Origin of the sequence: Seonamhaeicola sp. S2-3 (genome assembly GCF_001971785.1) — a bacterium.
GTDB lineage: Bacteria > Bacteroidota > Bacteroidia > Flavobacteriales > Flavobacteriaceae > Seonamhaeicola.
Genome location: NZ_CP019389.1, coordinates 3,631,808 through 3,657,638 on the forward strand (window position 1 = coordinate 3,631,808; position 25,831 = coordinate 3,657,638).

The 25,831-nt window shown below is 31.0% G+C and carries 26 protein-coding genes; 15 read left to right on the plus strand and 11 right to left on the minus strand.

All coding sequences use genetic code 11. The features are described 5' to 3' along the window. Positions 1-130 precede the first annotated feature (130 nt). The gene (locus BWZ22_RS15855; protein ID WP_076702590.1) at positions 131-4,510 is read right to left on the minus strand and encodes a translocation/assembly module TamB domain-containing protein; all 4,380 of its coding nucleotides are present in this window, start codon (positions 4,508-4,510) and stop codon (positions 131-133) included. A gap of 184 nt (positions 4,511-4,694) precedes the next feature. Between BWZ22_RS15855 and tsaD the strand changes: the two genes are divergently transcribed. The 7 genes from tsaD to BWZ22_RS15890 all read left to right on the plus strand — a co-directional run bounded on the left by tsaD (position 4,695) and on the right by BWZ22_RS15890 (position 10,646). Continuing rightward, positions 4,695-5,717, plus strand: a complete 1,023-nt coding sequence (tsaD, locus tag BWZ22_RS15860) for a tRNA (adenosine(37)-N6)-threonylcarbamoyltransferase complex transferase subunit TsaD (RefSeq protein ID WP_076701900.1) — start codon at positions 4,695-4,697, stop codon at positions 5,715-5,717. A 101-nt stretch (positions 5,718-5,818) separates the two neighbouring features. Further along, entirely contained in the window at positions 5,819-6,457 is a 639-nt protein-coding gene (locus tag BWZ22_RS15865) for a peptidylprolyl isomerase (RefSeq protein ID WP_076701902.1), read from the plus strand. Beyond that, positions 6,457-7,161: a 16S rRNA (uracil(1498)-N(3))-methyltransferase gene (locus BWZ22_RS15870; RefSeq protein ID WP_076701905.1), complete on the plus strand. Its 705-nt coding sequence runs from the start codon at positions 6,457-6,459 to the stop codon at positions 7,159-7,161. Before BWZ22_RS15865 ends, BWZ22_RS15870 begins: the two co-directional genes overlap by 1 nt. Before the next feature lies 1 nt (position 7,162). Next, complete coding sequence (locus BWZ22_RS15875) at positions 7,163-7,807, plus strand: DUF4159 domain-containing protein (RefSeq protein WP_076701908.1); 645 nt, start codon at positions 7,163-7,165, stop codon at positions 7,805-7,807. Between the two features lie 24 nt (positions 7,808-7,831). Beyond that, a complete protein-coding gene (locus BWZ22_RS15880; protein ID WP_076701911.1) occupies positions 7,832-8,332 on the plus strand; it encodes a TrmH family RNA methyltransferase in 501 nt (166 codons plus the stop codon). 43 nt (positions 8,333-8,375) lie between these two features. Beyond that, the gene (locus tag BWZ22_RS15885) at positions 8,376-9,464 is read left to right on the plus strand and encodes an AI-2E family transporter (protein ID WP_076701913.1); all 1,089 of its coding nucleotides are present in this window, start codon (positions 8,376-8,378) and stop codon (positions 9,462-9,464) included. 6 nt (positions 9,465-9,470) lie between these two features. Beyond that, positions 9,471-10,646, plus strand: coding sequence for a class I SAM-dependent methyltransferase (locus BWZ22_RS15890; protein WP_076701916.1), 1,176 nt, complete (start codon positions 9,471-9,473; stop codon positions 10,644-10,646). On the opposite strand, the gene BWZ22_RS15895 is transcribed toward BWZ22_RS15890, so the two are convergent. Continuing rightward, positions 10,643-11,101: an RNA methyltransferase gene (locus BWZ22_RS15895; RefSeq protein WP_076701917.1), complete on the minus strand. Its 459-nt coding sequence runs from the start codon at positions 11,099-11,101 to the stop codon at positions 10,643-10,645. The genes BWZ22_RS15890 and BWZ22_RS15895 overlap by 4 nt on opposite strands. A gap of 158 nt (positions 11,102-11,259) precedes the next feature. On the opposite strand from BWZ22_RS15895, the gene BWZ22_RS15900 reads away from it, so the two are divergent. After that, positions 11,260-11,709 (plus strand): universal stress protein, encoded by a 450-nt coding sequence (locus tag BWZ22_RS15900; RefSeq protein WP_076701920.1) that lies wholly within the window; start codon positions 11,260-11,262, stop codon positions 11,707-11,709. Positions 11,710-11,807: 98 nt separating this feature from the next. Here BWZ22_RS15900 and BWZ22_RS15905 read toward each other — a convergent pair whose 3' ends face one another. The 9 genes from BWZ22_RS15905 to BWZ22_RS15945 form a co-directional block, all read right to left on the minus strand. After that, the gene (locus tag BWZ22_RS15905; protein ID WP_076701922.1) at positions 11,808-12,830 is read right to left on the minus strand and encodes a transglutaminase domain-containing protein; all 1,023 of its coding nucleotides are present in this window, start codon (positions 12,828-12,830) and stop codon (positions 11,808-11,810) included. Continuing rightward, positions 12,831-13,505 carry a carboxypeptidase-like regulatory domain-containing protein gene (locus tag BWZ22_RS15910; protein ID WP_076701925.1) on the minus strand — a complete coding sequence of 225 codons (675 nt, stop codon included), beginning with the start codon at positions 13,503-13,505 and terminating at the stop codon, positions 12,831-12,833. Between the two features lie 190 nt (positions 13,506-13,695). Beyond that, on the minus strand, positions 13,696-14,973 hold the full coding sequence (locus BWZ22_RS15915; protein ID WP_076701928.1) for an alginate export family protein: 1,278 nt from the start codon (positions 14,971-14,973) through the stop codon (positions 13,696-13,698). Between the two features lie 138 nt (positions 14,974-15,111). Then, the gene (locus tag BWZ22_RS15920; RefSeq protein ID WP_076701931.1) at positions 15,112-15,945 is read right to left on the minus strand and encodes an ABC transporter ATP-binding protein; all 834 of its coding nucleotides are present in this window, start codon (positions 15,943-15,945) and stop codon (positions 15,112-15,114) included. 11 nt (positions 15,946-15,956) lie between these two features. Then, entirely contained in the window at positions 15,957-16,805 is an 849-nt protein-coding gene (locus BWZ22_RS15925) for an ABC transporter ATP-binding protein (RefSeq protein ID WP_076701934.1), read from the minus strand. A gap of 17 nt (positions 16,806-16,822) precedes the next feature. Then, positions 16,823-17,926: an ABC transporter permease gene (locus tag BWZ22_RS15930; protein ID WP_076701936.1), complete on the minus strand. Its 1,104-nt coding sequence runs from the start codon at positions 17,924-17,926 to the stop codon at positions 16,823-16,825. A gap of 24 nt (positions 17,927-17,950) precedes the next feature. Further along, positions 17,951-19,339, minus strand: coding sequence for a CmpA/NrtA family ABC transporter substrate-binding protein (locus BWZ22_RS15935; RefSeq protein ID WP_076701939.1), 1,389 nt, complete (start codon positions 19,337-19,339; stop codon positions 17,951-17,953). Between the two features lie 227 nt (positions 19,340-19,566). Continuing rightward, entirely contained in the window at positions 19,567-19,995 is a 429-nt protein-coding gene (locus tag BWZ22_RS15940) for a globin family protein (RefSeq protein ID WP_076701942.1), read from the minus strand. Positions 19,996-20,135: 140 nt separating this feature from the next. Beyond that, on the minus strand, positions 20,136-20,885 hold the full coding sequence (locus BWZ22_RS15945) for a Crp/Fnr family transcriptional regulator (protein ID WP_076701943.1): 750 nt from the start codon (positions 20,883-20,885) through the stop codon (positions 20,136-20,138). A 199-nt stretch (positions 20,886-21,084) separates the two neighbouring features. Between BWZ22_RS15945 and glp the strand changes: the two genes are divergently transcribed. The 7 genes from glp (at position 21,085) to BWZ22_RS15980 (ending at position 25,819) form a co-directional block, all read left to right on the plus strand. After that, complete coding sequence (glp, locus tag BWZ22_RS15950; RefSeq protein ID WP_076701946.1) at positions 21,085-22,263, plus strand: gephyrin-like molybdotransferase Glp; 1,179 nt, start codon at positions 21,085-21,087, stop codon at positions 22,261-22,263. Between the two features lie 11 nt (positions 22,264-22,274). Further along, entirely contained in the window at positions 22,275-22,613 is a 339-nt protein-coding gene (locus BWZ22_RS15955; protein ID WP_076701948.1) for a winged helix-turn-helix domain-containing protein, read from the plus strand. Between the two features lie 129 nt (positions 22,614-22,742). After that, positions 22,743-23,483 carry a sulfite exporter TauE/SafE family protein gene (locus BWZ22_RS15960; RefSeq protein WP_076701951.1) on the plus strand — a complete coding sequence of 247 codons (741 nt, stop codon included), beginning with the start codon at positions 22,743-22,745 and terminating at the stop codon, positions 23,481-23,483. 1 nt (position 23,484) lies between these two features. Then, positions 23,485-24,066 carry a molybdenum cofactor guanylyltransferase gene (locus BWZ22_RS15965; RefSeq protein ID WP_076701954.1) on the plus strand — a complete coding sequence of 194 codons (582 nt, stop codon included), beginning with the start codon at positions 23,485-23,487 and terminating at the stop codon, positions 24,064-24,066. Further along, complete coding sequence (locus BWZ22_RS15970) at positions 24,050-24,283, plus strand: MoaD/ThiS family protein (RefSeq protein ID WP_076701956.1); 234 nt, start codon at positions 24,050-24,052, stop codon at positions 24,281-24,283. Before BWZ22_RS15965 ends, BWZ22_RS15970 begins: the two co-directional genes overlap by 17 nt. An 8-nt stretch (positions 24,284-24,291) precedes the next feature. After that, a complete protein-coding gene (gene moeB / locus BWZ22_RS15975) occupies positions 24,292-25,386 on the plus strand; it encodes a HesA/MoeB/ThiF family protein (protein WP_076701959.1) in 1,095 nt (364 codons plus the stop codon). Next, entirely contained in the window at positions 25,376-25,819 is a 444-nt protein-coding gene (locus tag BWZ22_RS15980) for a molybdenum cofactor biosynthesis protein MoaE (protein ID WP_198027631.1), read from the plus strand. Before moeB ends, BWZ22_RS15980 begins: the two co-directional genes overlap by 11 nt. Positions 25,820-25,831 lie beyond the last annotated feature (12 nt).

Here is a 25,831-nt window from a genome sequence, read left to right on the forward strand (position 1 = left end):
TAAACAAAAACTATATAATCATAGTATTTACCCTATTTTAATGCTTACTTAACACTATAACGTTTTAGTAAATAACATTTTATAACAGGCGAGAAAATGATGTGCAAAATAAGTATAAAAAGTGGTAATTTTACTTTTTTGAAGTTGTTTTGTGAGTTATAAAATCTGGTAAAGAATTGTTGTTATTTTCTTCTAATACTTCTTTTTCTCGAGCTTCTTCTGTTTGCTTCTTTTTAAATAGGTTTTGAATGAGTTCTTTAAAGGTATCAAAATCTACATTATATGAAAGTCCAACCCCTTGCGTATATCCAATATCTTCACCAAAATTTTGAATACTGTTTTCTCTATTAAAAACTTTAGCTACTAAAGTTCCTTCATCGTTTAACAAAAAATCTATTTGAACATCGCCTGCTACAACTGTGTTTGTGGCATCTGCTCCTCCAATGGGCACTCCTACTTTACCATTTATAAGTACTCTGTCGCTAATTTGAGTTTGTAATGTAACCCCAACTCTATCATCGGTTTGGTAATCTGGACTGTTTTGTCCTGCTTCATAATTAACTCCTAAATTAAACTTACCGTTTCCGTTAGAAAAAATACCATTAATTATACCATTGAGCCTTTCTGCTATGGTTCCTGAGAAATTAAGTTCATTTAGACCACGAGAAAAAGACCCTGTTGATATTAAATATAATGCTTGGTTTTGTTTATCATCTGGGGCTTCTAAACGGTACTGTAACTCTGATTTTACAGATGAATTCACATTAGGAAACTCAAAACTAAACTCTGGTGTGGGCTGTTCTAAATCGCCTGTTAAAGCAATGTTTAATTCAACTGGAATACTTCTATTTATAGGATTATCTAGCAATGGCGATGGGTTTGCTTGTGTTTTATAAATGGCCAACATATCTATAGTAGTATTTCTTAAAGGGTCTCCATTCCACGCTATTGTTCCACCAGGTTGCACTATAAATTGTTTTTGCACTAAACCACCGTAAGCAAAATTGTAAATCCCTTCAAATACCGCAAAATCTCCCCACATATTAAATTTTCCGTTGGTATTAATTTCTACTAAAATACCTCCTCTACCTTTTCCTTTTAGTGAATGGCCCGTATCTTTATCTATAATTATTTCTAAATCGGCATCTTCAGTTACATCTACATCAAAATCTAATTCTAAACCTTGAATTTCTTCAAAGGTTACTTCTTCGCCTTTATTTTTTGCTTCTTTTTCCTTTTTGGTAACAAAATGAATGAAAGAATTATCTCCAAAAGATTCTGTGTCATTTAAAGGAATTTTAAAGACTGTACCTGCTTTGGTTTCGGCAATTACATTAATATTTAATTGTTCTGTAGGCCCTTTTATTTGTGCAACACCTCCCATAAAACCACGCCCATAATACAAAGATTCTTCAGTTTCTTCTGTATCTAAAACTAATAATCGTTTCGTTTTTATGTTTAAATCTAAACTCCATTTAGATAGGTTTACGTGACTTAGTGACCCGTCTAGAATACCTCTTGAGTTAAATTTTGTATCTGTTAGCTGAATATTATTAAAAATAAAACTTTGATCTTTTAAAGTTACCGAAGCATTATTATTAAAAGCATAATCTACATTTAAATAGGGTATGCCTAAACCAGCATCTTCTAATTTAAGGTTGCCCTCTATATTTGGTTTTTTAAGATCTCCAACTATATTTACCTCTCCAGTTATAAAGCCTCTAATATTAGACAGTACACCATCTAACAACGGATTGAGTGGTGATAGAACGAAATGATCAAAATTAACACCTACATCTATTGTAGATTGTTTTCCTACTACATTAATATTTCCTTGAGCTATTAACGATTTAGAGATGTCATTTTTAATATTGGCATTTACCACATAGTTTGTTAGGTCTTCATTACCTTTAATTTCTGCATCAAAATCTCCCAACGGGAAATTATTGATTTTAAAATCATTTATAACAATGGTTGAGTTTGGTAAATAACTACCATTTTGTTGCAGTATATCTAGCTTACCATTTACTTTTCCTGCAAGCGACAAGCTATCAATATCTGGGGTTATTTTTGCAAGATTTACATTTTTAAAATTTAGCTTAATATCTTTTTGTGTAGAATCTTTTAAAAAGCCAGATAGTTTTATTTCTTCATCTTTATGGTTTATTTTTAAGTTATTGAAATTAAACTTAGTTAAAGCCTTATTAAAAGACAATTTATTTAAAGTATCTGATTTTTCATTAATATACCATTTCCTGTCTTTTATGGTGAAATCTGATTTTTTAAAGCCTATAACAGATTCCATTTCTTCATTAATAGTATGATAAAAACTTAGATTATAAGTATCTTTATTTTGTTTACCGCCTTTAAACTCTGAACGCATAAACAAGGTATCATTTACCGTAACGTTAATTAAATTGAATTTAGAAACGTTGTAAAATTTGGTGTTCAAACTATCTACTTCTACATAAGTATTAAAAAGCGGATTACTATTATCTACCTGTAGTTCTATATTATTTGCAAAGTAATCATAAACCTTTATTTGTGGCGATTTAAAGGTGAGTTTAAAATTGGTTTCATCGCTTTCTACTCTACCACGAATAAAGGTGTTTTTACCCAATTCAATTTCGGGAAAAATAACCTCTGCTATTTTATTGTATATTTTAAAATTGAAATCTATACTCTGATTAGTTTTTACTTTATGTGGAATATAATTGGTATATATGTGCCCTAAAGAATTTTCAAAAAGTTTTTTTAAATCGTTGAAAACAAAGCGTCCTTTTAAATCGCCTTCAATAATATCTGGCGATTTAAATTCTATATACCTAATGCTGTTATCAAATCTTGAAGATATATTGAATGTTTTAAAATAATAGGTATCATGCTCATTAGTATAGGTAGTATTGCTAAATGAAATTCTTCCGTAGGCATCATCTAGATTGCTAGCATTCATGTTCATATTAAGCCTACTTTTAAAAATAGAAATACTATCTTTTTTTATAAAGTTAAGGGTGTTTAGATTGGCATAATCTACATCGGCTTCAAAATCGTATTTTTTTATTTCTTCAGAAAAATCTACTAATCCGCTAAATTGCATTTGAAGATTTTTATCGTTTACAATTAAGTTCCCATCAAAAATTTTGTTTCTAACATTACCCGCAACTTTTATACGGCTATAATTATAATTGTTGTAAACTATATTGTAAATATCTCCTTTTACTTTAGTATCAATAGTTTCTGTAATAAAGCCATTACCTTCAACATCAAAATCTAAAGATCCTATTCCTATTTTGGGGTCATCTAAAAAAACACCAAAATCAAACTCCTTAAATTCAACTTTACCATGATAAACGGCATTATCAATGTCATTTACTTTGGTCATTTTTAAATCATTATAAACAACACCTATCTCTGTATCAATCTCAATATCTGCATTTACAGTTGTAGATGTTATTTGTGTGTTTCCGGTAATTGTAAACCTACCTAATCTTTCAAAAGTAGAAGGTATAGCTTCTCCTATAACATTGGGCAAAAGAGCTTTTAAGTCTGTATAAGTTGATGTTAAATTAGAAAATCTGCCATCCATAAAGAAATTATTTTCTTCTTTGCTAAACAGATTTTTAAAGTCTATATCACCAAGTACTTTAGTATTTCTATTAGTTTTAAGGTTTAAGTTTGTTGCCCTTAAATTGTTTAAAGTGCCGGTTAAATTAACATCAAAAATAGCTCTTTGATTGTATCCAAACTCATCATAAATTAAATTAAGTTCATCTAACAAGATATCAGATTCTTTAAAGTTAGCTTCAACTAAAACCTTATCGGTAAAATACTGTAAATCTTCGCGCTTATATAAAAACTTAAGATCTCCTTTTAATGTAGACTCTGCAGTTTTAATATTTAAATTATCAAAGGTCATTCCGGTAAGTGTATACTTAAAATTGGTCATCATATTTTTAATACTCAAACCTCTGCTATCTGTAAATGACAGCTTATTAATTCTGGTGCTTACATCACTCCCTTTAATTAAAAAATTGGTAGCATTAATATTTAAATCTTTAAAATCTAAACGTTTAGAAACCTCTCTATTTTCATCTGTTAACTTAAAAATACCGTTGTAGACTGATACATCACTAGACGATAACAAAAAGGTACCATCTCCTTTTTTGGGGTTATCACCTTCAATTTTTTTAACAAAAATGTCAAGGTTAGTGTCGGTTGTATCTTTGTAAGTTTTAATATTTAAATACAAATCAATAATGTCAACATCACCAAAGGTCATCTTGTTATTATATAGATTATGAAAGTTTAAAATAGAGGTATTTAGTTCTGCAATATTTATTAATGTGTCTTTTTTATAATCTTCAATAAAAATATTTTTAAACTCTACATCGCCATTTAACTGTAACCCTACTCTTTTAATACTAATATTAGTACCAAATTCTTCATTAAGCCTTTTTGTGGCATAATTACCTAAACTTGTTTGTACAGCAGGAATAGAAAGCACTAACACCAAAATGATGAAGATAAGCAGGAAAATACCCGCTATTTTTGACGCTATTTTTAATACTTTTTTGATACCTGTTAAAGTTATGATATTATTAAGAATAAACTACATTTGTACTTACGAATGTTAAAGTACCTTTAGACGTCTATTCGTTGCCAAAATTAACAATTATTGTGCCTAAAATTTATTAATGGATTCACAAAATATTTTCATTCTAGGAATTGAGTCGTCTTGCGATGATACAGCAGCTTCTGTAATACACAACGGAAAAATTTTAAGTAATGTAATTGCTAGTCAAAAAATACATGAAGAATACGGTGGTGTTGTACCAGAATTAGCCTCTAGAGCACACCAACAAAATATAGTACCTGTAGTACATCAAGCTCTAAAAAAAGCAGGTGTTACCAAAGAAGAATTAAGTGCTGTTGCCTTTACTCGTGGTCCAGGACTTATGGGGAGTTTGCTAGTTGGCACCTCATTTGCAAAATCTTTGGCTTATGGTTTAAACATACCATTAATAGATGTTAACCATATGCAGGGGCATATTTTAGCCCATTTTATTGAAGAGGAAGATTTTAAAAAACCACCCTTTCCGTTTTTAGCTATGACCATTTCTGGTGGGCACACCCAAATTGTTAAAGTGAACCATTATTTTGATATGGAAGTTATAGGAGAAACTATTGATGATGCTGTTGGTGAAGCCTTTGATAAAAGCGGAAAAATACTAGGTCTTGGTTATCCTGCAGGACCAGAAATTGATAAACGCGCTAAATTAGGAAACCCAAAAGCCTTTAAGTTCACAAAACCAAAAGTAGATGGATTGAATTTTAGCTTCTCTGGATTAAAAACAGGTATCCTCTATTTTGTACAACGCGAAACCAAAGCAAATCCTAATTTTATTAAAGAAAACTTAAATGATATTTGTGCCTCTATTCAATATACCATTATTGGAATTTTGGTTGATAAACTAAAAAAAGCCTCAAAAGAAACTGGTATTAAACACATTGCTATTGGTGGCGGAGTATCTGCTAACTCTGGAATTAGACAAGCTTTAAAAGATGGCGAGCAAAAATTTGGGTGGACTACCTACGTACCTAAATTTGAATATACCACCGATAATGCTGCTATGATTGCCATTGTTGGCTATTTAAAATATTTAGAAGGCCATTTTACCAAACAAGATATAATGGCTTCGGCTAGGTTAAAAATTTAAATAAGTTGTAAACAACCTATTCTTAAAAACTTCTCTGAGTTTTAAAATAACCGTATGGTTTTAAATTTAATTTTGAAAAAATTTCAATTAATTTATATACTATGAAAAAACACCTACTTATTTACAGTTTTATTTTTTTATCATCTATTTTAACTGCCCAAACTAATGCAGAACAAGAACTAGCCAATATAGAAACCCATAAACAAGCTGAGAAATTTATTAAGGATAAGTATAATTTTAATAGTAAAATAATTGTCTTTAATGAAGAAAAACACAAAACAATATTGGCAAAATCTCTGTTTAAATTAAACAAAGGCCAAGTAAAACAAGAAGAAAAAGAATTTGAAAAAATACTATATAAAATACTAGATAGAAACACCAAATCATATTACCGAGTGTCTTATATTTTCTTAGACGGCAACAAATATTCATTAGAAAGTATTGAAGAACTTAGAAAAACATTGATTAAAAAATACAACAATGGCACACCTTTTTATCAGTTAGCTAATCAATATTCTATGGATAACAATGCTCAAAAAGGTGGTGATACAGGATGGTTTACAACAGGTGAAATGCATCCAGATTTTGAGAACGCTTTAATTAACAATGAGCATGCTTTAAATGATATTTATACTATTAATATTCCTTCAAAAAACTGGTATTATCTTGTACTTCAAACCTACAAACCTAAAGATATAACAGAAATTGAAGTCCTTAAAATTGTTGAACCTAAAAACTAATGCAACTCTTTTACAATCCAAATATCACAGAAAACACCAAACAATTCACCTTTCCTAAAGATGAAAGCAAACATATTGTAAAAGTTTTACGCAAAAACACGGGCGATACTTTACATATTACAAATGGCAACGGTTGGTTGTTTAAAGCAGAATTAACAATACCCAACATTAATAAATGTCTGGTTACTATCACATCAAAAGCAAAACAACCAACCCGTGATTACAAATTACATTTGGCAGTAGCACCTACAAAAATGAACGATAGGTATGAATGGTTTTTAGAAAAAGCTACTGAAATTGGTATTGATACCATTACGCCTATTATTTGTGACCATAGTGAACGTAAAGTTATTAAACCTGCACGTTTTGAACGCATTTTGCAATCGGCCATGAAACAGTCTTTAAATTGTTATTTACCCAAACTAAATGAAGCTATTTCATTTAAAGATTTTATAAAACAAGACTTTAATGGCAATTTATTTATTGCACATTGCGAAGAAACCAATAGAAAATCTTTAAAAAGCCAATTAAAACCAAAAACAGAAATCACCATTTTAATTGGTCCAGAAGGCGATTTTAGTACTAAAGAAATTGAAATGGCATTGGCTAATAAATTTATTCCTGTAACTTTGGGTGATACCAGATTAAGAACAGAAACCGCTGCTATTGTAGCGTGTCATTCTGTAGCTTTTATAAACCAGTAATATGCAAAAAGTAATTTTACTTTTAATTTTTCACTTTTCACTACTCACTATTAATTCGCAAGAATTAGCTGTATTAAAATACAAAGGTGGTGGCGATTGGTATAGCAACCCTACCTCTTTACCTAATTTAATAGCGTTTTGTAATGAGAACATTAACACAAAAATAGAAGCGAAACCTCAAAATGTAGAAGTTGGAAGTCCAGATATTTTTCAATATCCATTATTACACATGACCGGACATGGCAATGTATTTTTTAGTGACGATGATGCCGAAAACTTGCGTAATTACCTAATATCTGGAGGCTTTTTGCATATAGATGATAATTACGGTATGCAACCATATATAACAGAACAATTAAAAAAAGTATTCCCAGATAAAGAATTAGTAGAACTTCCTGCTAATCACCAAATTTTTAACACCGCTTTTAGTTTTCCTAACGGACTACCAAAAATACATGAACATGATGGTAAGCGCCCACAGGCTTTTGGTATTTTTTATGAAGACAGATTAGTACTTTTATTTACTTATGAAAGTGATTTAGGTGATGGTTGGGAAGATGAATCGGTTCATAACGACCCACCCGAAGTACGCGAAAAAGCTCTTAAAATGGGGGCTAATATTGTTAAATATGCTTTTGAAAATTAAACCTGTACCAATTCAACATTACAATTGCAACTAACTCATTATAATACACAATTTACAAAACGTACATTTCCAATAACGTTAATAAGCGATAACGTAACCAATGCCCCCAATATTGGTAGCTTATTTAGAATAAGTGATGCTTTTGGAGTTGAAAAACTAATACTTTGTGGTAACCATATTCCTTTTGGTAGAAAAATGACTAAAACATCAAGAGCTACAGAGAAATCGGTAAATTTTGAAATACATGAGTCTGCTTTAAAAGTTATTCAAGATTTAAAATCTAAAAATTATCAAATTATTGCTTTAGAAATTACAGAAACAAGCACACCTATTCATACCTTTAAATTTTCGAAAGAAAACCCCATAGTTGTTGTAATTGGTGATGAAAATTTTGGAGTTTCAGAAGCTATTTTAAAACTTTCTGATACTACTATTCATATTGATATGTACGGAAAAAACAGTAGTATGAATGTGGTACAAGCCACTAATATTGCGCTGTATGAAATAACTAAACAAATGTTGTAACATTTCAAAACATGTACTAACAAATAGTTATTATATTTACTAAATGAATTCTAAAATAATTTCAAACGGTATTTTAAGAGCTATTGCCATAATTTGTGGTGTTGTTTTAGTACTTTACCTATTATATAAAATTCAATCGGTAATTGGCTATATTGCTATTGCTGCTGTTATTTCATTAATAGGAAGGCCTGTTGTACTTCTTTTAAGAGAAAAACTTAAATTTAAAAACACCTTTGCGGTTGTTACAACCATGGTTTTACTACTTGCTGTTTTTGGCGGATTAGTTAGTTTATTTATTCCTTTAATTATTAAACAAGGGCAAAATTTATCACTATTAAATATTGATGAATTACAAGGTAATATTGAAAATCTTTATATTGAAATTGTTACTTATTTTGATTTACACCAAATTGATGTAGAACAATCTTTAAAAGATTCTAACTTGTTTTCTAAGTTAGATTTTTCGGTAATTCCAGACTTTCTAAACACTATTATTAGTGGTTTAGGCAGTTTTAGCATTGGTCTGTTTTCGGTATTATTTATTTCTTTTTTCTTTTTAAAAGACAGCAAATTATTTGAAAACAGCATTCTTACGTTAATTCCAGATAATAAAGAAACACGTTGGAAAACTTCATCAGAAAAAATTAAAGATTTACTATCGCGTTACTTTGTAGGGTTAATTTTTCAAATACTCATTCTATTCATTATTTACATGATTGGGCTATTAATTATTGGTGTAGAAAATGCTGTTGTTATTGCTTTTTTATGTGCGCTATTAAATCTAATTCCCTACGTTGGCCCATTAATTGGGGGCGCTTTAATGATTACACTAACAATGACAAGCTCACTGGGGCAAAGTTTTAGCGATGTTATTTTACCAAAAACACTTTGGGTTTTACTTGTTATAGCCATTGGACAATTGGTTGATAATTTTGGAAGTCAGCCCATTATTTTTTCAAAAAGTGTAAAATCACATCCATTAGAAATCTTTTTAGTAATTCTTATTGCTGGTATTTTATTTGGAGTTTTAGGACTTATTATTGCCATACCTGCTTATACCGCTATTAAGGTTGTATTAAAAGAATTTCTTTCTGAAAACAAAATAGTTAAAAAGCTTACCAAAGACCTATAATTTCTTTTGAATTTAGCCATTTTAAATACTGATGTTCAGAGTTTTATTTCTGAAAACTTAAACGCTAACCTCACCAAACTTCTTTTAAAAGGTACTGCTTTTAAAAATGTTGAAACCAAAGACATTATAGAGCAAATTGAAGCTAAAAATCGCTGTAAATTAAAACTTCCCACTTGGTTTAATACTAATAATATTTACTACCCCAATAAATTAAATATTGAACAAACTTCATCTGAAATCACTGCCAATTATAAAAGTAAATTGATTTCTGGTGAAACAATTATTGATGTAACAGGCGGATTTGGGATAGATTGTTTTTATTTTTCAAAACAATTTAATAATGTTACGCATTGTGAAGTAAATGAAAACCTATCTAACATAGTAAAACATAATTTTAAGCAACTAAAAGCCATAAATATTGAAACGCTACATACAGATGGTGTGGCGTATTTAAAATTGCATTCAAAACCCTTTGATTGGATTTATATAGACCCGTCTAGAAGACATGATAACAAAGGCAAAGTCTTCTTTATAAAAGATTGTTTACCTAATGTACCAGAGCACTTAGAATCCTTATTTACTTCTTCAAAAAACATTTTAATAAAAACATCTCCTTTACTCGATATTTCGGTTGGTTTATCTGAATTAAAACACGTTAAAACCATACATATTGTAGCTGTAAATAATGAAGTAAAAGAATTACTTTGGATTTTAGAAAACAACTTTGAAGGTTCTGTAAATATTGAAACCATCAACATAAAAAAAGAACAAAACGAAACTTTTAGCTTCAATTTTAACAACACCCAAAAAGCCTCTAATTTCAACAAACCACTCACCTATTTATACGAACCAAATGCAGCCATTTTAAAATCTGGAGGTTTTAATGAAGTATCCCACCAATTAAACGTTTATAAACTCCATCAACATTCGCATTTATATACTAGTAATACGTTAATTAAATTCCCTGGAAGAGTATTTAAAATTGAAAATGTTATTCCTTTTAATAAAAAGGCTTTAAAAAGTTTAAATCTAAACAAAGCTAATATTACCACTCGTAATTTTCCTGAGACGGTAGCTCAAATTAGAAAAAAATTCAAAATTAAAGATGGCGGAGACACCTATTTGTTTTTTACTACAGATTTAAATAATAACAAAATAGTAATTGTTACCCAAAAAGCTTAAGAACGCGGTTTATCAATACCTCTATCGTACATTACAATACTTCCTGCAACTGATACATTTAAACTTAATTCTGACTTAAATTTTACTAAAAAGTGAGACTTTTTAATGGCCTGTTTAGAAAGTCCGTGATCCTCTGCTCCCAATAAATACACACAACGTCTTGGGTGATGAAATGTTTCTAAAGGTTCTGCCTCTTCAGTTAACTCAACACCTACCAAACGCGCTCCTTTAGGTAAGTTCTTATAAAATTCATCAAAGTTTTCATAATGAAAATAAGGCATTGCTTTTACTGCATTATGTGTATCACATGCTTGTTTTGCATACCTATTACCGATAGTAAAAATAAAACTTGCGCCTAAATTTTGAGCCGAACGCCATAAAACACCTAAGTTTTCAGGAGTTTTACCATTCTGAATTCCAATTCCGAAAAACTCATTTGTGAAGTTATCATTCATAGTCGCAAAAATATAAAAGATAATAGCTTTTACCATTACTTATTATTATTACTTAAAACCTGTGCATTATTACTATAACTAACTGAAATAATGATATTTATCATTTCAGAGTTTTAATAAATTTCTTAAATTAAGGTTCAATCTTAAAATCTATTGTCATGAAAAATATATTGATCCCGGTTGAATTTGATACCAACACTCAAAAATTAATAGATACAGGAAGCCTATTGGCCGAAAAATTCCATTCTAAAATTTGGTTAATTCATATTGCAGCACCAGAACCCGATTTTGTTCAATATACAAGTGGTACAGGTCCTAATAATGAAAGAGAAGCTAGAGCATTAGTTTTAAAAAAAGAACGAAAGATTATTCAAGAATACTCTGATGCGCTTAACAAAAAAAGTATTGATTCTACTGCACTGTTGGTACAAGGACAAACCATAGAAACAATTATGGAAAAGGTTGATACATTACATATTGATTTAATTATAACAGGAAATAACAAACATGGTTTTATTTACAAACTATTTATTGAAAGTGTAAGCGATGAAATTATTAAAAAATCTAAAATTCCTGTGTTATTAGTACCTCTTGACTCTATCCCTTAAAGTTTGTAAGCAAAAAATATCGAGGATTGCAACCCTCGATATTTTTTAACTTTACACACTTGGTGAGATATTGCCACACATCAAAAAAAACAGTAAACTCACCTGTTCTTAGGTTTAATACCTTTAATAACATAAGTTGCAACTACCTCATCATTTACCTTTAAATGCACATCATATAAGCCTCTTTTAAACACTTTTTTAAACTCTAAAATTTCTGTTTGCTTATTATATGAACTTGGTTGAATGGTTTTGTTGCTAGAACCGCTATCAACAACCAAACTGAATGTATTTTCTTTTTGATTGTACGGAACTTTAAATTGAAATACCACTTCTGTATTTATAGCAACTTCTGATTTCATTTTAATTGGAAGAAGTGGTATTATATGATATTTAAAAGCGCTACCATACACCAAAGGACCTGTTAAAAAATCATCAATAGAGGGCGGATTGCTTTTTATTAAAATCCAATTAGAATCTAAAGGAAAATGACTTTTAACAAACAGTTTTGGATCTGCCAAAAAATAACCTTCATTGTATTGTGGTACAAATACCCCTTCATCTAAATGAAAAAAACCACTAGACCATGTAGGGTCAGACAGATACCATTTATTATTTAACTGCACCACATTCCATGTATGGTTTGGTATGCTTAATTCATTTATATTGGTAGATACAGTTCTTCCATACCCATGAACCATTTTACAATTTAAACCAGCAAAAGAAGCCAATTCTCTAAGCAAATATGCGTATCCTGTACAAATTGTCTTCTTATGCTTTACTAATTTTTTAAGTGCTTTTTCTTTAAATTCAATATTCCAATTATAAAGTGCAATGCTATCATTTTTAAACTTTCTTCGCTTTTTTAAATTCTGAATGTGGTTACCATAATCATTCCTAATATTTAGGCACACCCAAGTATAAATAGCTCTAAATTTTTCTACATCGGTAGCTAAATTTGATGTTAGTTTATGCGCTAATATGGGTAAGTCTTTTAAAGATTCTCCCTTTAAAGATTTTGCAATATCATCGGCTATTTTAAAATTTACATGCTTAAAATCAGTAGGTTGTGAAAAAACCTTAAAACTTAATACTAAAACTAAAAGCAGCTTGTGCTTCCTCATTTAAAAAATGCCTTTAATTTTTTGCCAAAGAGAGCGCTTAGATTTGTAAGATTGATTAGTATCAACCGCTCCCATTAACTCAACAAGTTCAGCTTCCATAACAACATTTAAAACGGTTTGGTCTTTGCCAATTGTAATACTTTTAGGAGAGTACCCTAAAGAACTAAATATTAATACATCTCCTTCTTTTAACTTTTGAGGAAATGTGAATTCACCATCAAAATTAGTAGAAGTCCCAACCTTTGTTCCTTTTAACACAATACTCATGTTTGGTAACGGAAGGTTTTCATGATCTAGAACAGTACCTGTTAATAAACCAACTTGTTCACTGGTTTTAGTAATTTCTGTTGATGCATTTGTTTGTTGGGCTTGTATGTTTTGAATTCCTACTAAAGAACATAAAGCAAAACTTAAAACCATTAAATAATTAAAATGTGTTTTTGTTTTATAAACTACTGGTTGTGAATACGTTTTCATTTGAGATATTTTAAAAATTCCACAGGTTTTTGATTGATTTTCTTCAAAGAACTTTAGTAGTTCTGTAGAGGTCATGTTTCTAAAATCTATAACTTCTTTATTACAAAAGTTACAGAAAGCACCTTGAGATGTTTTAGCAAAATTACTAAACGTTTTTGAACAAGGGCTTTTTACCGAAATATTCATTGTTTGTTTCATTGTAAAAATAATTTATTTACTCGAAACTAGGCATAAGATACAAAAAAGAACAGTTACATTGAGTGAACAGCTTTGTTGAATGAGTAACATTGCAATTACACAACTACTAAAAATAAGAAATCCCACATAAAGCGGGATTTCAATTTTAAAATAATCATAACAATTCTAAAAATCAGATTGTAATCTAATGTTATTTACTGGTATTTAAAAACTTAGGTTTAATTACTAACATTGCCCAAGCCCAATTTTGTCCATTGGCAGCATCTGTTTCAGTAACACCTTTTAACTCATACATACCATCTGCGGGAAATAAATGAGAGTATCCCAAAACTAAAGCATACCCTTTAAATGCTTTTTTATAAACCAAATCTATTTCTGTACCTAAAGATTTTTCGCCACTAGGCAATTCTTGCTCACCACTAAAATTAAGTATTTTAGCCATTAAGCTAGAAGAGTTATTTAATTTAAAGTTTGCACTAGCATGAATATCAAACAATCCAATGGAGTTAGCGTGATTACCTACATAGAAGTAATCCATAAATCCATTAAACTTATGGTTTGTTCCATATAAAGGGAAGAAAGCTCCAGTTTCACCAGTATCGGCATCGTTACCGCTAATAATTTCTAAACCAGCTCCCAAAGTTACTTTATCTGAAGTTTTATAAGCTACATCTAAACCTAACAAATAAGCGCCTTTAACATCAATTTCTCCTTGTCTTTTCCCCGTTTGAACAAAGGCATTAGCCGCTAAACCAAAGCTACCTACTTCATAATCTAAATGCGTACCAATAGTTTGTAAATTACTTACACCATCTGGCTCACTACTACCATCATACTTCTGAAAACCGTTATTTAACAATAGTAAGCTACCAGAAAATTTCTCCCAAGATTGTTTTAAATACAACATTTGCATGGTTTTATAAGAGAAAAAGCCTGTAGTATCGTAACCTGTGCCTGTTGAAACAAATCCTGTAGGGTTTGAATAGTCTTGATTAAATGCTAAAGCAAAATCTAAAATAAAATTCCCTTTTTTATGCTTTATTAAAGCAGCATCATGATTGCGTCCTTGTTGTGCCCAATCAAGACCTCCAAGAATTCTTTGATCATCATATGATAATACTTGACGCCCTATTTTAGTAGACCATCCTTCTCCTAATTTAATTTCTGCCCAAGCTTGAAAAATTGCAAATGAGTTGTTTTGATCATAAGGTAAAATTTGCCTATTTTCACCCCAAACCATTACATCTTGTAAACTTAAATACACTTTATAACTTTCTGTTGTGAAGCCTGCATTTAAGCGTGCTCTAGTTGAAATTCCAAAACCAGCATCGGTATCATCTGCAATAAGACTTCCAAACCCATGACGATATTCTGTACGTGGTCTAAACTCGCCATCTAAAGTAAATTGGGCTTGTGCAAATTGAGCCACTAAAGCCAAAATTGTTATTAATACATATTGTTTTTTCATGTTTTCTTGTTTTAAATTTTATGTTTGAATTGGTTTTTAGTTGATTTTCTATAAACATACTCGTTGCAAATATAAAAAGACAACAACGTCCTCTATATGATAAAACTCATGTTTAAAACTGCATTTTTATTTTAAACCTTAATGCTCTAGAAAATCTATTAAGTGCTTTCTGTATTTGTAATAATCGTCGTGCTCTAAAACAGATTTTCTTGTCCTGGGTCTTTCAAAATCAACCTCTAAAACATCACCAATTTTAGCTCTAGGACCACTGGTCATCATTACCACACGGTCTGCTAAAAAAATAGCTTCATCAACATCGTGGGTAATCATTACAGCTGTAATTTTTTCTTTATTCCAAATTTCAATAAGAATGTCTTGAAGTTCACCTCTAGTTAAAGAATCTAACATGCCAAAAGGTTCATCTAACAAAAGTACCTTTGGTTTAATGGCAAAAGCTCTTGCTATACCTACACGTTGTTGCATACCTTGTGATAATTCTGATGCCTTTTTATGAAATGCTTCTTCTAACCCTACTTTTTGAAGATAATACTTTGCGATATCATTACGTTGCTTTTTTGTTGCATGTGGAAATACTTGATTTACACCTAACAACACATTTTGAAGTGATGTCATCCAAGGCATTAAACTGGGTGATTGAAAAATAACACCCCTGTCTGGTCCTGGACCTTTAACATGTTTTCCTAAAACCGAAATATAACCATCTGTAATATTGTTTAGTCCTGCTATCATTGAAAGCATGGTTGTTTTGCCACAACCAGAGTGCCCAATAATGGTAACAAACTCCTCTTTCATTATTTGAAGATTTAAATCTTCAAGCACTACATAATCTCCTTTTGGTGTTGGGTATACTTTTTTAAGTTTCTTTAAATCCAACATGACTTTTGATTCTGGAAAAAGGCCATTATCTGTTCTTTCTGTAGAAACTTTTTTATTTAATACATCTATACTCATAATTTTGGCTTTTAAAATCTGCTACCCACAAAACTTTTAGGTGCTAAATCTGGTAAAACAAATTCTTCTTTTGCTTGAGACTTACGCTGATCACCTATATCCATTAAATATTCTATAATAGCATTTCTGGTTTCTTTAAAGTTTTCGTTATCATTCAACGCTGTCTTATCTCTGGGGCGTTCTATATTTATTTTAAACTCTGGACCTAAAGTAGCGTTTGGTCCTGGGCGTAATGGAATAATTCTATCAGCCATATAAATACCCTCGTCAACATCATTGGTAATTAATAAAGCGGTACGTTTATCTTTTCCCCAAATATTTAAAATTTGATCTTGTAAATTACCTCTGGTTAATGCATCTAAAGCTCCAAGTGGTTCATCCATTATAATCATATCAGGCTTCATAGCTAAGGCACGAGCAACCGCCACGCGTTGACGCATGCCTCCAGACAACTCTTTTGGTAACTTACTAATTGCTGGTGTTAATCCTACCATTTCTATATAATGAGCCGCTTTACGTTTCCATACTGATTTTTTACGCTTTGGAAATGCCTCTTTAACAGCCATCACTACATTTTGCTCTACCGTTAACCAAGGAAGTAATGAATAATTTTGAAATATTACTCCACGTTCATGACTGGTGCCTTTTACGGGTTCGCCTTTAAACAATACTTCACCACTTGTGGGCTCTAACAAACCGTTAATTAGGTTTACTAAAGTTGTTTTTCCGCTTCCTGTAAAACCCACTATAGCTACAAATTCACCTTCTTCAATACTTAAATTTATATTTGAAAGTACTTGAGTAGCATTATCTTCTTGACCGTACGTTTTATAAATATTATTTAATTCTAAATATGCCATGTTTTTCAATTTTAAGTTTATTGTGCGTTTTTATTGAAAGACACCATATTTTGGATGGTTAACATGATTCTATCTAATAAAAAACCTATGATACCAATAACAAACATGGCTACAATAATTTTAGAGTTAGAATCATTGGCTCCGTTTTGAAATTCTTCCCAAACAAACAATCCTAATCCAGGATTTTGAGCTAAAAGTTCAATAGCAATAAGAACCATCCACGCTACCGATAAGGTAATGCGTAGTCCAGTGAAAATAAGTGGTAGCGAAGACGGTAATATTACTTTAAAAACCTTTTGAATGGGGCCTAACTTTAACACTTTAGCTACATTAATATAGTCTTTATCAACGGTTGAAACCCCCATAGCCGTATTTACTAAAGTTGCCCACATAGAACATAAACCAACACTTATAAATGAAATGATAAAAGCGCTATCAGAATTTGAATCTTTAGTAACAGTCTTTACAATCATAAATACCAAAAGCAACCAAACCACTGGAGATACTGGTTTAAAAATTTGAATTAACCAGTTAAAAGAACTTTTTAATGTTTTACTTAAACCAATTACAATCCCTATAGGTACTGCAATAAATAGCGCTAGTAAAAATCCTGCAAATACTGTTTTTAAACTAGTTATAATTTGGTCTACAAAAGACGGTCTTCCTGTATACGTTATTGGAGCCTTACCTTCAGCAATACGTTTTTCATTTAAAGCAGCGGTTTTTTCTTTAAAAGCTAACTTATCTGCACTAATTGCTCTATGGTCTGCTAATAGAGTTTTATATGAATTCCATACTTGAGCAGGTGACGGTAATGTATTAGGTTGACAACCAACATCCCCTGATGCAATACAAGCAGCCATTTCATCGGCGGCCGCTTGCCCTTGTTCTTCTAGTGCTTTATTGATTTTATAATCTGCTTCAATGTTATAAAGTGTTTTGGCTCCTAAGTGCCATAATCCAATAAACAGTATAATTGAAGCAAGTGGCACTACGGTTTTACGTAAGAAGTTCTTAAAATCCTTCTTATCCAATTTTCCTGTAAATAATGACTTTAATGTGGTTATAAAACCTAACCCCACAAACTTGCTTACTTTATTTAATGTTATGCTTTGCTTCATGACTATTTTTTTTAGTACAACTTATTAATTGTCTTTGTTTCCTATTTTAAAACTATTAATATACCCTATTGGGTCTTTAGCATCATAGGTAGTTCCGTCAATAAAATCTGAAGTAGCCGGCTTATAACCATCGGTTTCAGGAATATCTGAAGCAGGGATATTTCCTTCTTCAACTAAAAGTTTAGCTGCTTTTTTCCAGATATCTGGACGATATATGTCTTTAATTGTTTCTGAATACCAATCTGCAGGTTTTGCTTCAGGAATTTGTCCCCATCGTCTCATTTGAGTTAAGAACCAAATACCATCAGAATAGAATGGATATGTTGCATTATATTTATAGAACACATTAAAATCTGGCATTTCGCGTTTGTCTCCTTTTTCAAATTCAAAGGTTCCTGTCATAGAATTTTCTAGAACGGCTTCATCTGCTCCTACGTATTGAGACATAGACAATATTTTAACTGCCTCTGCTCTATTTTGAGGCTCGTCTAACCATTTACCTGCCCTAATTAGAGCTTTTGTAACCGCTATTGCTGTATTAGGATTTTCTTCAACAAACTTTTTAGTCATTACAAATACTTTCTCTGGATTATTTTTCCAGATATCATAATTTGTTGTTACAGGCACGCCAATACCTTTAAAAACGGCTTGTTGATTCCAAGGCTCTCCTACACAATAGCCGTAAATGGTTCCTGCTTCTAAAGTTGCAGGCATTTGTGGTGGAGGCGTAACCGATAATAAAACCTCGGCATCTATTTGTCCTTGCACATTATCAGCTGTATACATTCCTGGGTGAATACCCGCAGCAGCTAACCAATAACGAATCTCGTAGTTATGAGTTGATACTGGAAACACCATTCCCATTTTAAAGGCTTTACCAGAGTTTTTATACTCATTAATAACAGGCTTAAGAGCATCTGCTTTAATAGGATGTACAGGTTTACCATCATCTCCCTTTGGTACATTTGGTTTCATTTTAGACCAAACATCATTAGAAACTGTAATACCGTTACCATTTAAATCCATTGAAAACGGAGTTACTAATTCTGCTTGACGACCAAAACCCGCGCCTGCAGCAATAGGTTGTCCCGCCAACATATGAGAGCCATCTAATTGACCATCTATTACACGGTCTAATACATTTTTCCAGTTTGATTGTGCTTCAACAGAAACAAACAAACCTTCATCTTCAAAAAATCCTTTTTCTTTTGCAATGGCTAAAGGTGCCATATCGGTTAATTTAATAAACCCAAAAGTTAATTGAGGCTTTTCTATATCTAATGATTTTGTTTTTGAAACTCCAGCTGCTATTTTTTCTACTGAACTTTCTCTCTTTTTTTCTTTACTTCCACATGCAAATAGTAAAACTGCCATTGGTAGAATAAAGATTGATTTTTTGATTAGTGCTTTCATATTAAAGTTGTTAAATAATTACTAAGTATTTATACTTAATTTTTAACAAATATATAAGTAGATAAAAACAATCATACTGCCAAAAACCACATTAAAAACACTTTTTATCACATAAAAAAACCTGCAAATTTGCAGGTTTTTAACACAATTATTTGATTTTTAAATATTTAACACAAACAGCCGAAATAAGTATCCACTAGTAATTAATACTTATCTACATGTTGTTTTTAAGTAATTTCTTTTTGATAAGCAGCTTTCACCATAATTCCAGACATGGTAGTATAAACATCTACCCATGCATTTTTTACTTCTAAAGTAAAATCTGCACCTAAACCAGCTTCTAATGTTGCTAATAAAGCCTCTCCTACGGTATAATAATGAAATTCTTCTACCTTATAATCTAAATGTCTTTGCCCTAAATCTTCTAAAACAGGAACTAAATCATTAAAGTTTTTTAACCCATTAATAGCGGTTCCTAGCATAGACATAAGTTTACGTCCTTGTATTTTCATTAATTCATTATCCGTAGGAAATAATTCTTGTAAATGCGGATCTAGTTCAAATAATTTGGCATAAAAATACTCTGCAGCTGTATTGGCAATAGGTCGCATTTTATTAAATGATTCTTGTACTAAGGCTACTGTTTTTGCTTCCATATTTTAGGCTTTAAATATTCTTTTTTAAGAAAAGAATTGTTTATGATGCAAAACTAAAAGAGTTGTTACAAAAAAAATATAGAAATAAACAGGAAGAAACCTGCCTTTACACCATGTTTAAAAAAAATAAAAATATTTAACTAGCTATCTAAGAAAAAGTTATGCTCGCTAATTTCTTTACTAAGAAGTTCTACATCATTAATCCCTATTTTTTTTCCACTAGCAGAAATTAATCCTTCCTTTTTTAAAGCAGAAAACACCCGTATAACTTGTTCTTCTGAGGTTCCTGCATAATCTGCATATTCTTTTCTACTTAGTGGTAAATTTAAAAATCCATTAAGGTTTCCAAACTTTCTATTAATATATAATAAGGTATCAACAACACGTTCTCTAACGGTCATTTGAGATAAAGATTTAACTTTAGATTCGCTTCTATTAAGCTCGTTTGCGTAAAAAAGCATTAAATTATAGGTAAATTCAGAGTTTTCTCTCAACCCCTTTTGTAATGATTCTTTAGAGAAGTAACAAAGCGCAGTATCTTCTAAAGCAATAGCTCCAATAGGATAGTACTCTTCGGTTCCAAAGCCTCTATGACCAATAATCTCACCATTTTTCGCAAACCTTACTATCTGTTCCTTTCCATTAATACCTGTTCTAAACACTTTTACTTTGCCTTGAAGGATAAAAAATAATCCGTTAACAGGAGCTCCCTCTATAATAAATTGCTGGCCTTTTTTACAAAATATTTCATTTTTCTCATCTAAAAAATCTGAAGTCTCAAGTACTTTTAAGCTCTTTTTTACTAAGCAAAATGTGTTAGTACAAGCATCACAAGACACTTTATCTAAATTTAAATGTTTTGATTTTGAAAATGAAGCCGCTTTTAGCATAATTTTTTGATTCGGTTCAAATATACGTAATAATACGTAGTTTTTATTTTTATAATAAAATTATCAAGTATTGGCTAAATATATGTATTCTTTCAATACAAGTACAATTATTATACAAAAAATTATGAAATCTGCAATAGAAAAAACAAGTAAATCACTTACATATTCGTTATATTTACAAGGATATAACGAATGAAAAATGATTTCAATAAAAGATGCTATTGCATTAGTAAAAAATAACACATCTGCATTACTTGAAGAAACCACCAAATTGGTTGAAAAAGCAAACGGCTATATACTTTCAAAAGATATTATTTCTCCTGTAAACATGCCTCCTTTTAGACAATCAGCCATGGATGGTTATGCTTTAAACCCACACAAAAATTTAACATACAATTTAATAGGAGAAGTAAAAGCGGGTGACGCCCACCAACCTATTTTAAAACCTGGTGAAGCGGTTAGAATTTTTACAGGTGCTGCTGTTCCTAACACAGCAAGCGCTGTAATTATGCAAGAAAAAATTACCTTAAAGAGCAACTCAATTATAATAACACAACACATTAAAGAGGGGCAAAATATTCGTCCGCTTGGAGAACAAGTTAAAATTGGTGAAACTGCCTTACAAAAAGGTACTAAACTTAATCCTGCGGCAATAGGCTATCTTACTTCATTAGGAATTACAAAGGTTTCAGTTTACAGAAAACCCACTCTAGCCATTGTTACAACAGGTAACGAACTTATTGAACCTGGACAAGAATTAAAACATGGTGAGATTTACGAAAGTAATTCTAAAATGTTATTAAGTGCTCTGTATAGCCTGAAATATTATGATGTTTCTTTTTATAAAGTTGAAGACAATTATGGAAAAACCGTTAATTTATTACAATCGGCTATCACTAAAAATGATGTAGTGATTATAACAGGCGGTATTTCTGTGGGCAATTATGATTTTGTTGGAAAAGCTTTAAACAAACTTAAAGTTAAAGAAGTATTTTATAAAGTAAAGCAAAAACCTGGAAAACCGCTTTTCTTCGGGAAAAAAAACCAGACTTCTATTTTTGCATTACCAGGAAATCCTGCTGCAGCACTAACGTGTTTTTATATTTACGTGTATGTGGCGCTTCAAAAAATGATGGGTAGAGCCAAATTAGAATTACCAAGAATACAAGCAACTTCAAAATCTAATTTTATAAAACGTGGCGACCGTCCGCAGTTTCTTAAAGCTATTTATACTGAAGGTGAAGTTGAAATTTTAGAGGGTCAGAATTCCTCTATGTTACAAACTTTCGCCATTTCAAACGCTTTGGTTTTTGTGCCTGCTGAAGTTTCTGAAATTAGTATAAATGATACGGTGGAAACCATTTTACTTCCTTTTTAAATTAAATATTTATGAGTTATAAAATAAAAAGCAGAATTTGGATTGAAAATAACAACAATGTGCTTTTAGGGCAAGGTAGAGTACAACTTTTAAAGGCCATTGAAACAACTGGCTCATTATCAAAAGCCGCAAAATCGCTTAATATATCCTATAAAAAAGCATGGAGACTGTTAGATTCTGTAAACAAATCGGCAAAAAAACCGGTTACTATAAATAGTATTGGCGGTAAAGGCGGAGGTGGCGCTGAACTTACTCCTTACGGCAAATCTTTAATTAATGCTTTTGATGACATTAATAAAAGTTGTTGGGAGTTTTTAGATCAACAAGTTGAAAAAATTAAACTATTATAAGTACAATATTGTTGAATTATGGATAACAAAGAATTTACAAAAAACTAGAGTTAAGAACCAGACAATTTGGGATATCAATACTCAAACTATCTTCTTCTTTTCTGCACTTAAGACACTTATAACTACAACATGCTACAATTAGAAAACATATATATCTTTTTACTATTACTACCTATAGTATCATTTTTATACGCTAGTGTAGGTCATGGTGGTGCTAGCGGTTATTTGGCTTTAATGGCCTTGTTTTCATTTGCACCAGAAACCATGAAACCCACTGCCCTATTATTAAATTTATTCGTAGCTGGCATTGCCTTTTATTACTATTACAAAGCAGGTTATTTTAATAAAAAACTTTTTTTATCATTTGCAATTGCCTCCATACCATTAGCTTTTCTAGGAGGTTCTATAGAGATAGACGCTTCATTATATAAAAAAATTCTTGCTGTTTTATTAGTTTTTGCCATACTTAAAATGTTGAATGTTTTTGGAAAAGAGAATAGTTCTACTATAAAAATAAAACTTTGGCAAGGACTTTTAGTTGGTGGCATTATCGGATTCTTTTCTGGCTTAATTGGTATTGGCGGAGGCATTATTTTAAGTCCGGTGATTTTACTACTACATTGGGGCAACATGAAAGAAGCTGCTGCAGTTTCAGCTTTATTTATTTGGGTGAATTCTGCTGCAGGACTAATTGGTCAACTAACAAGTGATATCACTTTAGAAAAAGAATCATTTTTTCTTGTAGCCATTGCTTTAATTGGTGGCATTTTAGGAGGCTACTACGGTAGCAAAAAAATAAACAATATGAATTTACGATACATTTTAGCATTTGTATTGATAATAGCATGTGCTAAACTATTTTTTACATAACATGATAAAAAACCACATAACAGGTATTATTTTAGCAGGCGGCAAAAGTTCTAGGATGGGAACCGACAAAGGCTTTTTAAAGCTAAAAGACAAGCGTTTTATTGAGTATAGCATTGAAGCACTAAAGCCTTTGGTTGCTAACATACTAATCATTTCTGATGATGCTAATTATGATATTTTTGGCTTTACACGTGTTGATGATCTTATAAAAAATTCTGGTCCGGTAGCAGGAATTTACTCTGGTTTAAAAGCCTCTAAAACCAAGTTCAATTTAGTGTTAAGTTGTGATATTCCATTAATAAAAACAGATGTTTTAAAACGGTTGATTGATGCTGTTGATACTACTTCTGAAGTCGTTCAAATTGAAAGTGAAGGTAAAAGTATGCCTTTAATTGCGCTTTATAAAAAATCTACAGCCCCCACTTTTAAACATGCTTTGTTAAACAATGAAAGACGTCTAAGAATTGTATTAAAATCGTTGAAAACAAAAAACGTTGTCTTAGGCACTAAGGAGCATAAAAGTACCGTAAACATTAATACTCCAAACGAATTAAAAACTATTGAAAATGCTCATAACAGTTAAATATTTTGGACAAATAGTTGAAGTAACCAACAAAAATGAGGAAACTTTAGAAGTTTCGGGAACTCAAGTTTCAGATGTTTTAAATACGCTAAACAAAAAATATAATCAATTAAAAAACAAAGACTTTCAAATAGCTCAAAACCATGAATTAGTAGCCTTAGAAACCAAATTAACTGGAGCTGAATTAGCATTACTTCCTCCTTTTGCTGGCGGATAAATTACATTATGAATAGATATAACCGACATATTATTTTATCTGAAATTGGTCCAAAAGGACAAGAAAAACTGAATAAAGCTAAAGTTTTAGTTATTGGTGCTGGAGGTTTGGGTTGCCCTATTTTACAGTACTTAACAGCGGCTGGAATTGGAAAATTGGGTATTATTGATTTTGATGTGGTTGAAATATCAAACCTGCAACGTCAAGTCTTATTTGGTAAATCTTCACTAGGCAAAAACAAAGCTCTAGCTGCAAAACACCAATTAGAAAATTTAAATGATGAGATAAAAATCACGGCATACCCAGAAACTCTTAACTATAAAAATGCACTGGAGTTATTTAATTTATACGATATTATTGTTGACGGTTCTGATAATTTTGAAACGCGTTATTTAGTAAACGATGCTTGTATCATCACCAATAAACCACTTGTTTTTGGTGCCATTTACAAGTTTGAAGGGCAAGTATCGGTTTTTAATTATAATAACGGACCATCTTATAGATGCTTATTCCCTACTCGACCCAAAAAAGATACTATTCCTAACTGCTCAGAAATTGGGGTTTTAGGAGTTTTACCAGGAATTATTGGTTCTATGCAAGCCAACGAAGTTATTAAAATTATTCTAGGTATAGGTGAAGTTTTATCAGGTAAATTACTGTGTTATCATTCGCTTTCAAATCAAATTTCAACTTTAAAAATCAATAAAAATAAAAAGCTTATAAATGAAATTTTAGAATCAGCATCAAACTTCAAAAACAGAACCTTAAAAATTGATTGTAATTCTAATATTGAAACTTCAATAAGAGAAATCATCAACAAAAAAAACATTCAAATTATAGATGTTAGAGAACCTGATGAGCAACCAAAAATTGAAGGTTTAAACATCAAAAACATGCCTTTAAGCACTTTGCAATTCAACTTAAACTATTTTCAAAACAACAAAACTAAGTACCTTTTTTGTCAGTCTGGAATACGAAGCAAGAAAGCTGTAGAATACCTAAAATCCCAAAATATTACAAACTGTTACAGCCTTGTAGAAGGGGCGTTAGACATTAAAAATTATTTAAAAAATCAACTTAAAGAGCAAACAAATGCCAAATAAAAAAATAAAAAACGTTTTTAAAGCAGGTCCCATTTCTTCAGAGTTTATAGGTAATTCTATCTATAAACACCAAACAAAAACAAGTATTGGAGCCCATAATATTTTCTTAGGACAAGTTAGAGCAGACAAGGTAGATGGAAAAACAGTCTCTGCCATAGAATATACTGCTTACGAAGACATGGCAAACCAAAAATTTCATGAGATTAGAGAAGCCGCTTTTGAAAAATTTAATTTAACCTGCATGCATATTTACCACAGTTTAGGCACGGTTAAAGTAGGAGAAATATGCTTGTTTGTTTTTGTATCATCACCAAGACGAAAAGTAGTTTTTGAAGCTCTGGAATTTATTGTTGAAGCCATTAAGGCCGATGTGCCTGTTTTTGGAAAAGAAATTTTTGAAGATAACACTCACCAGTGGAAAGTAAATAATTGATTATTGACTAAT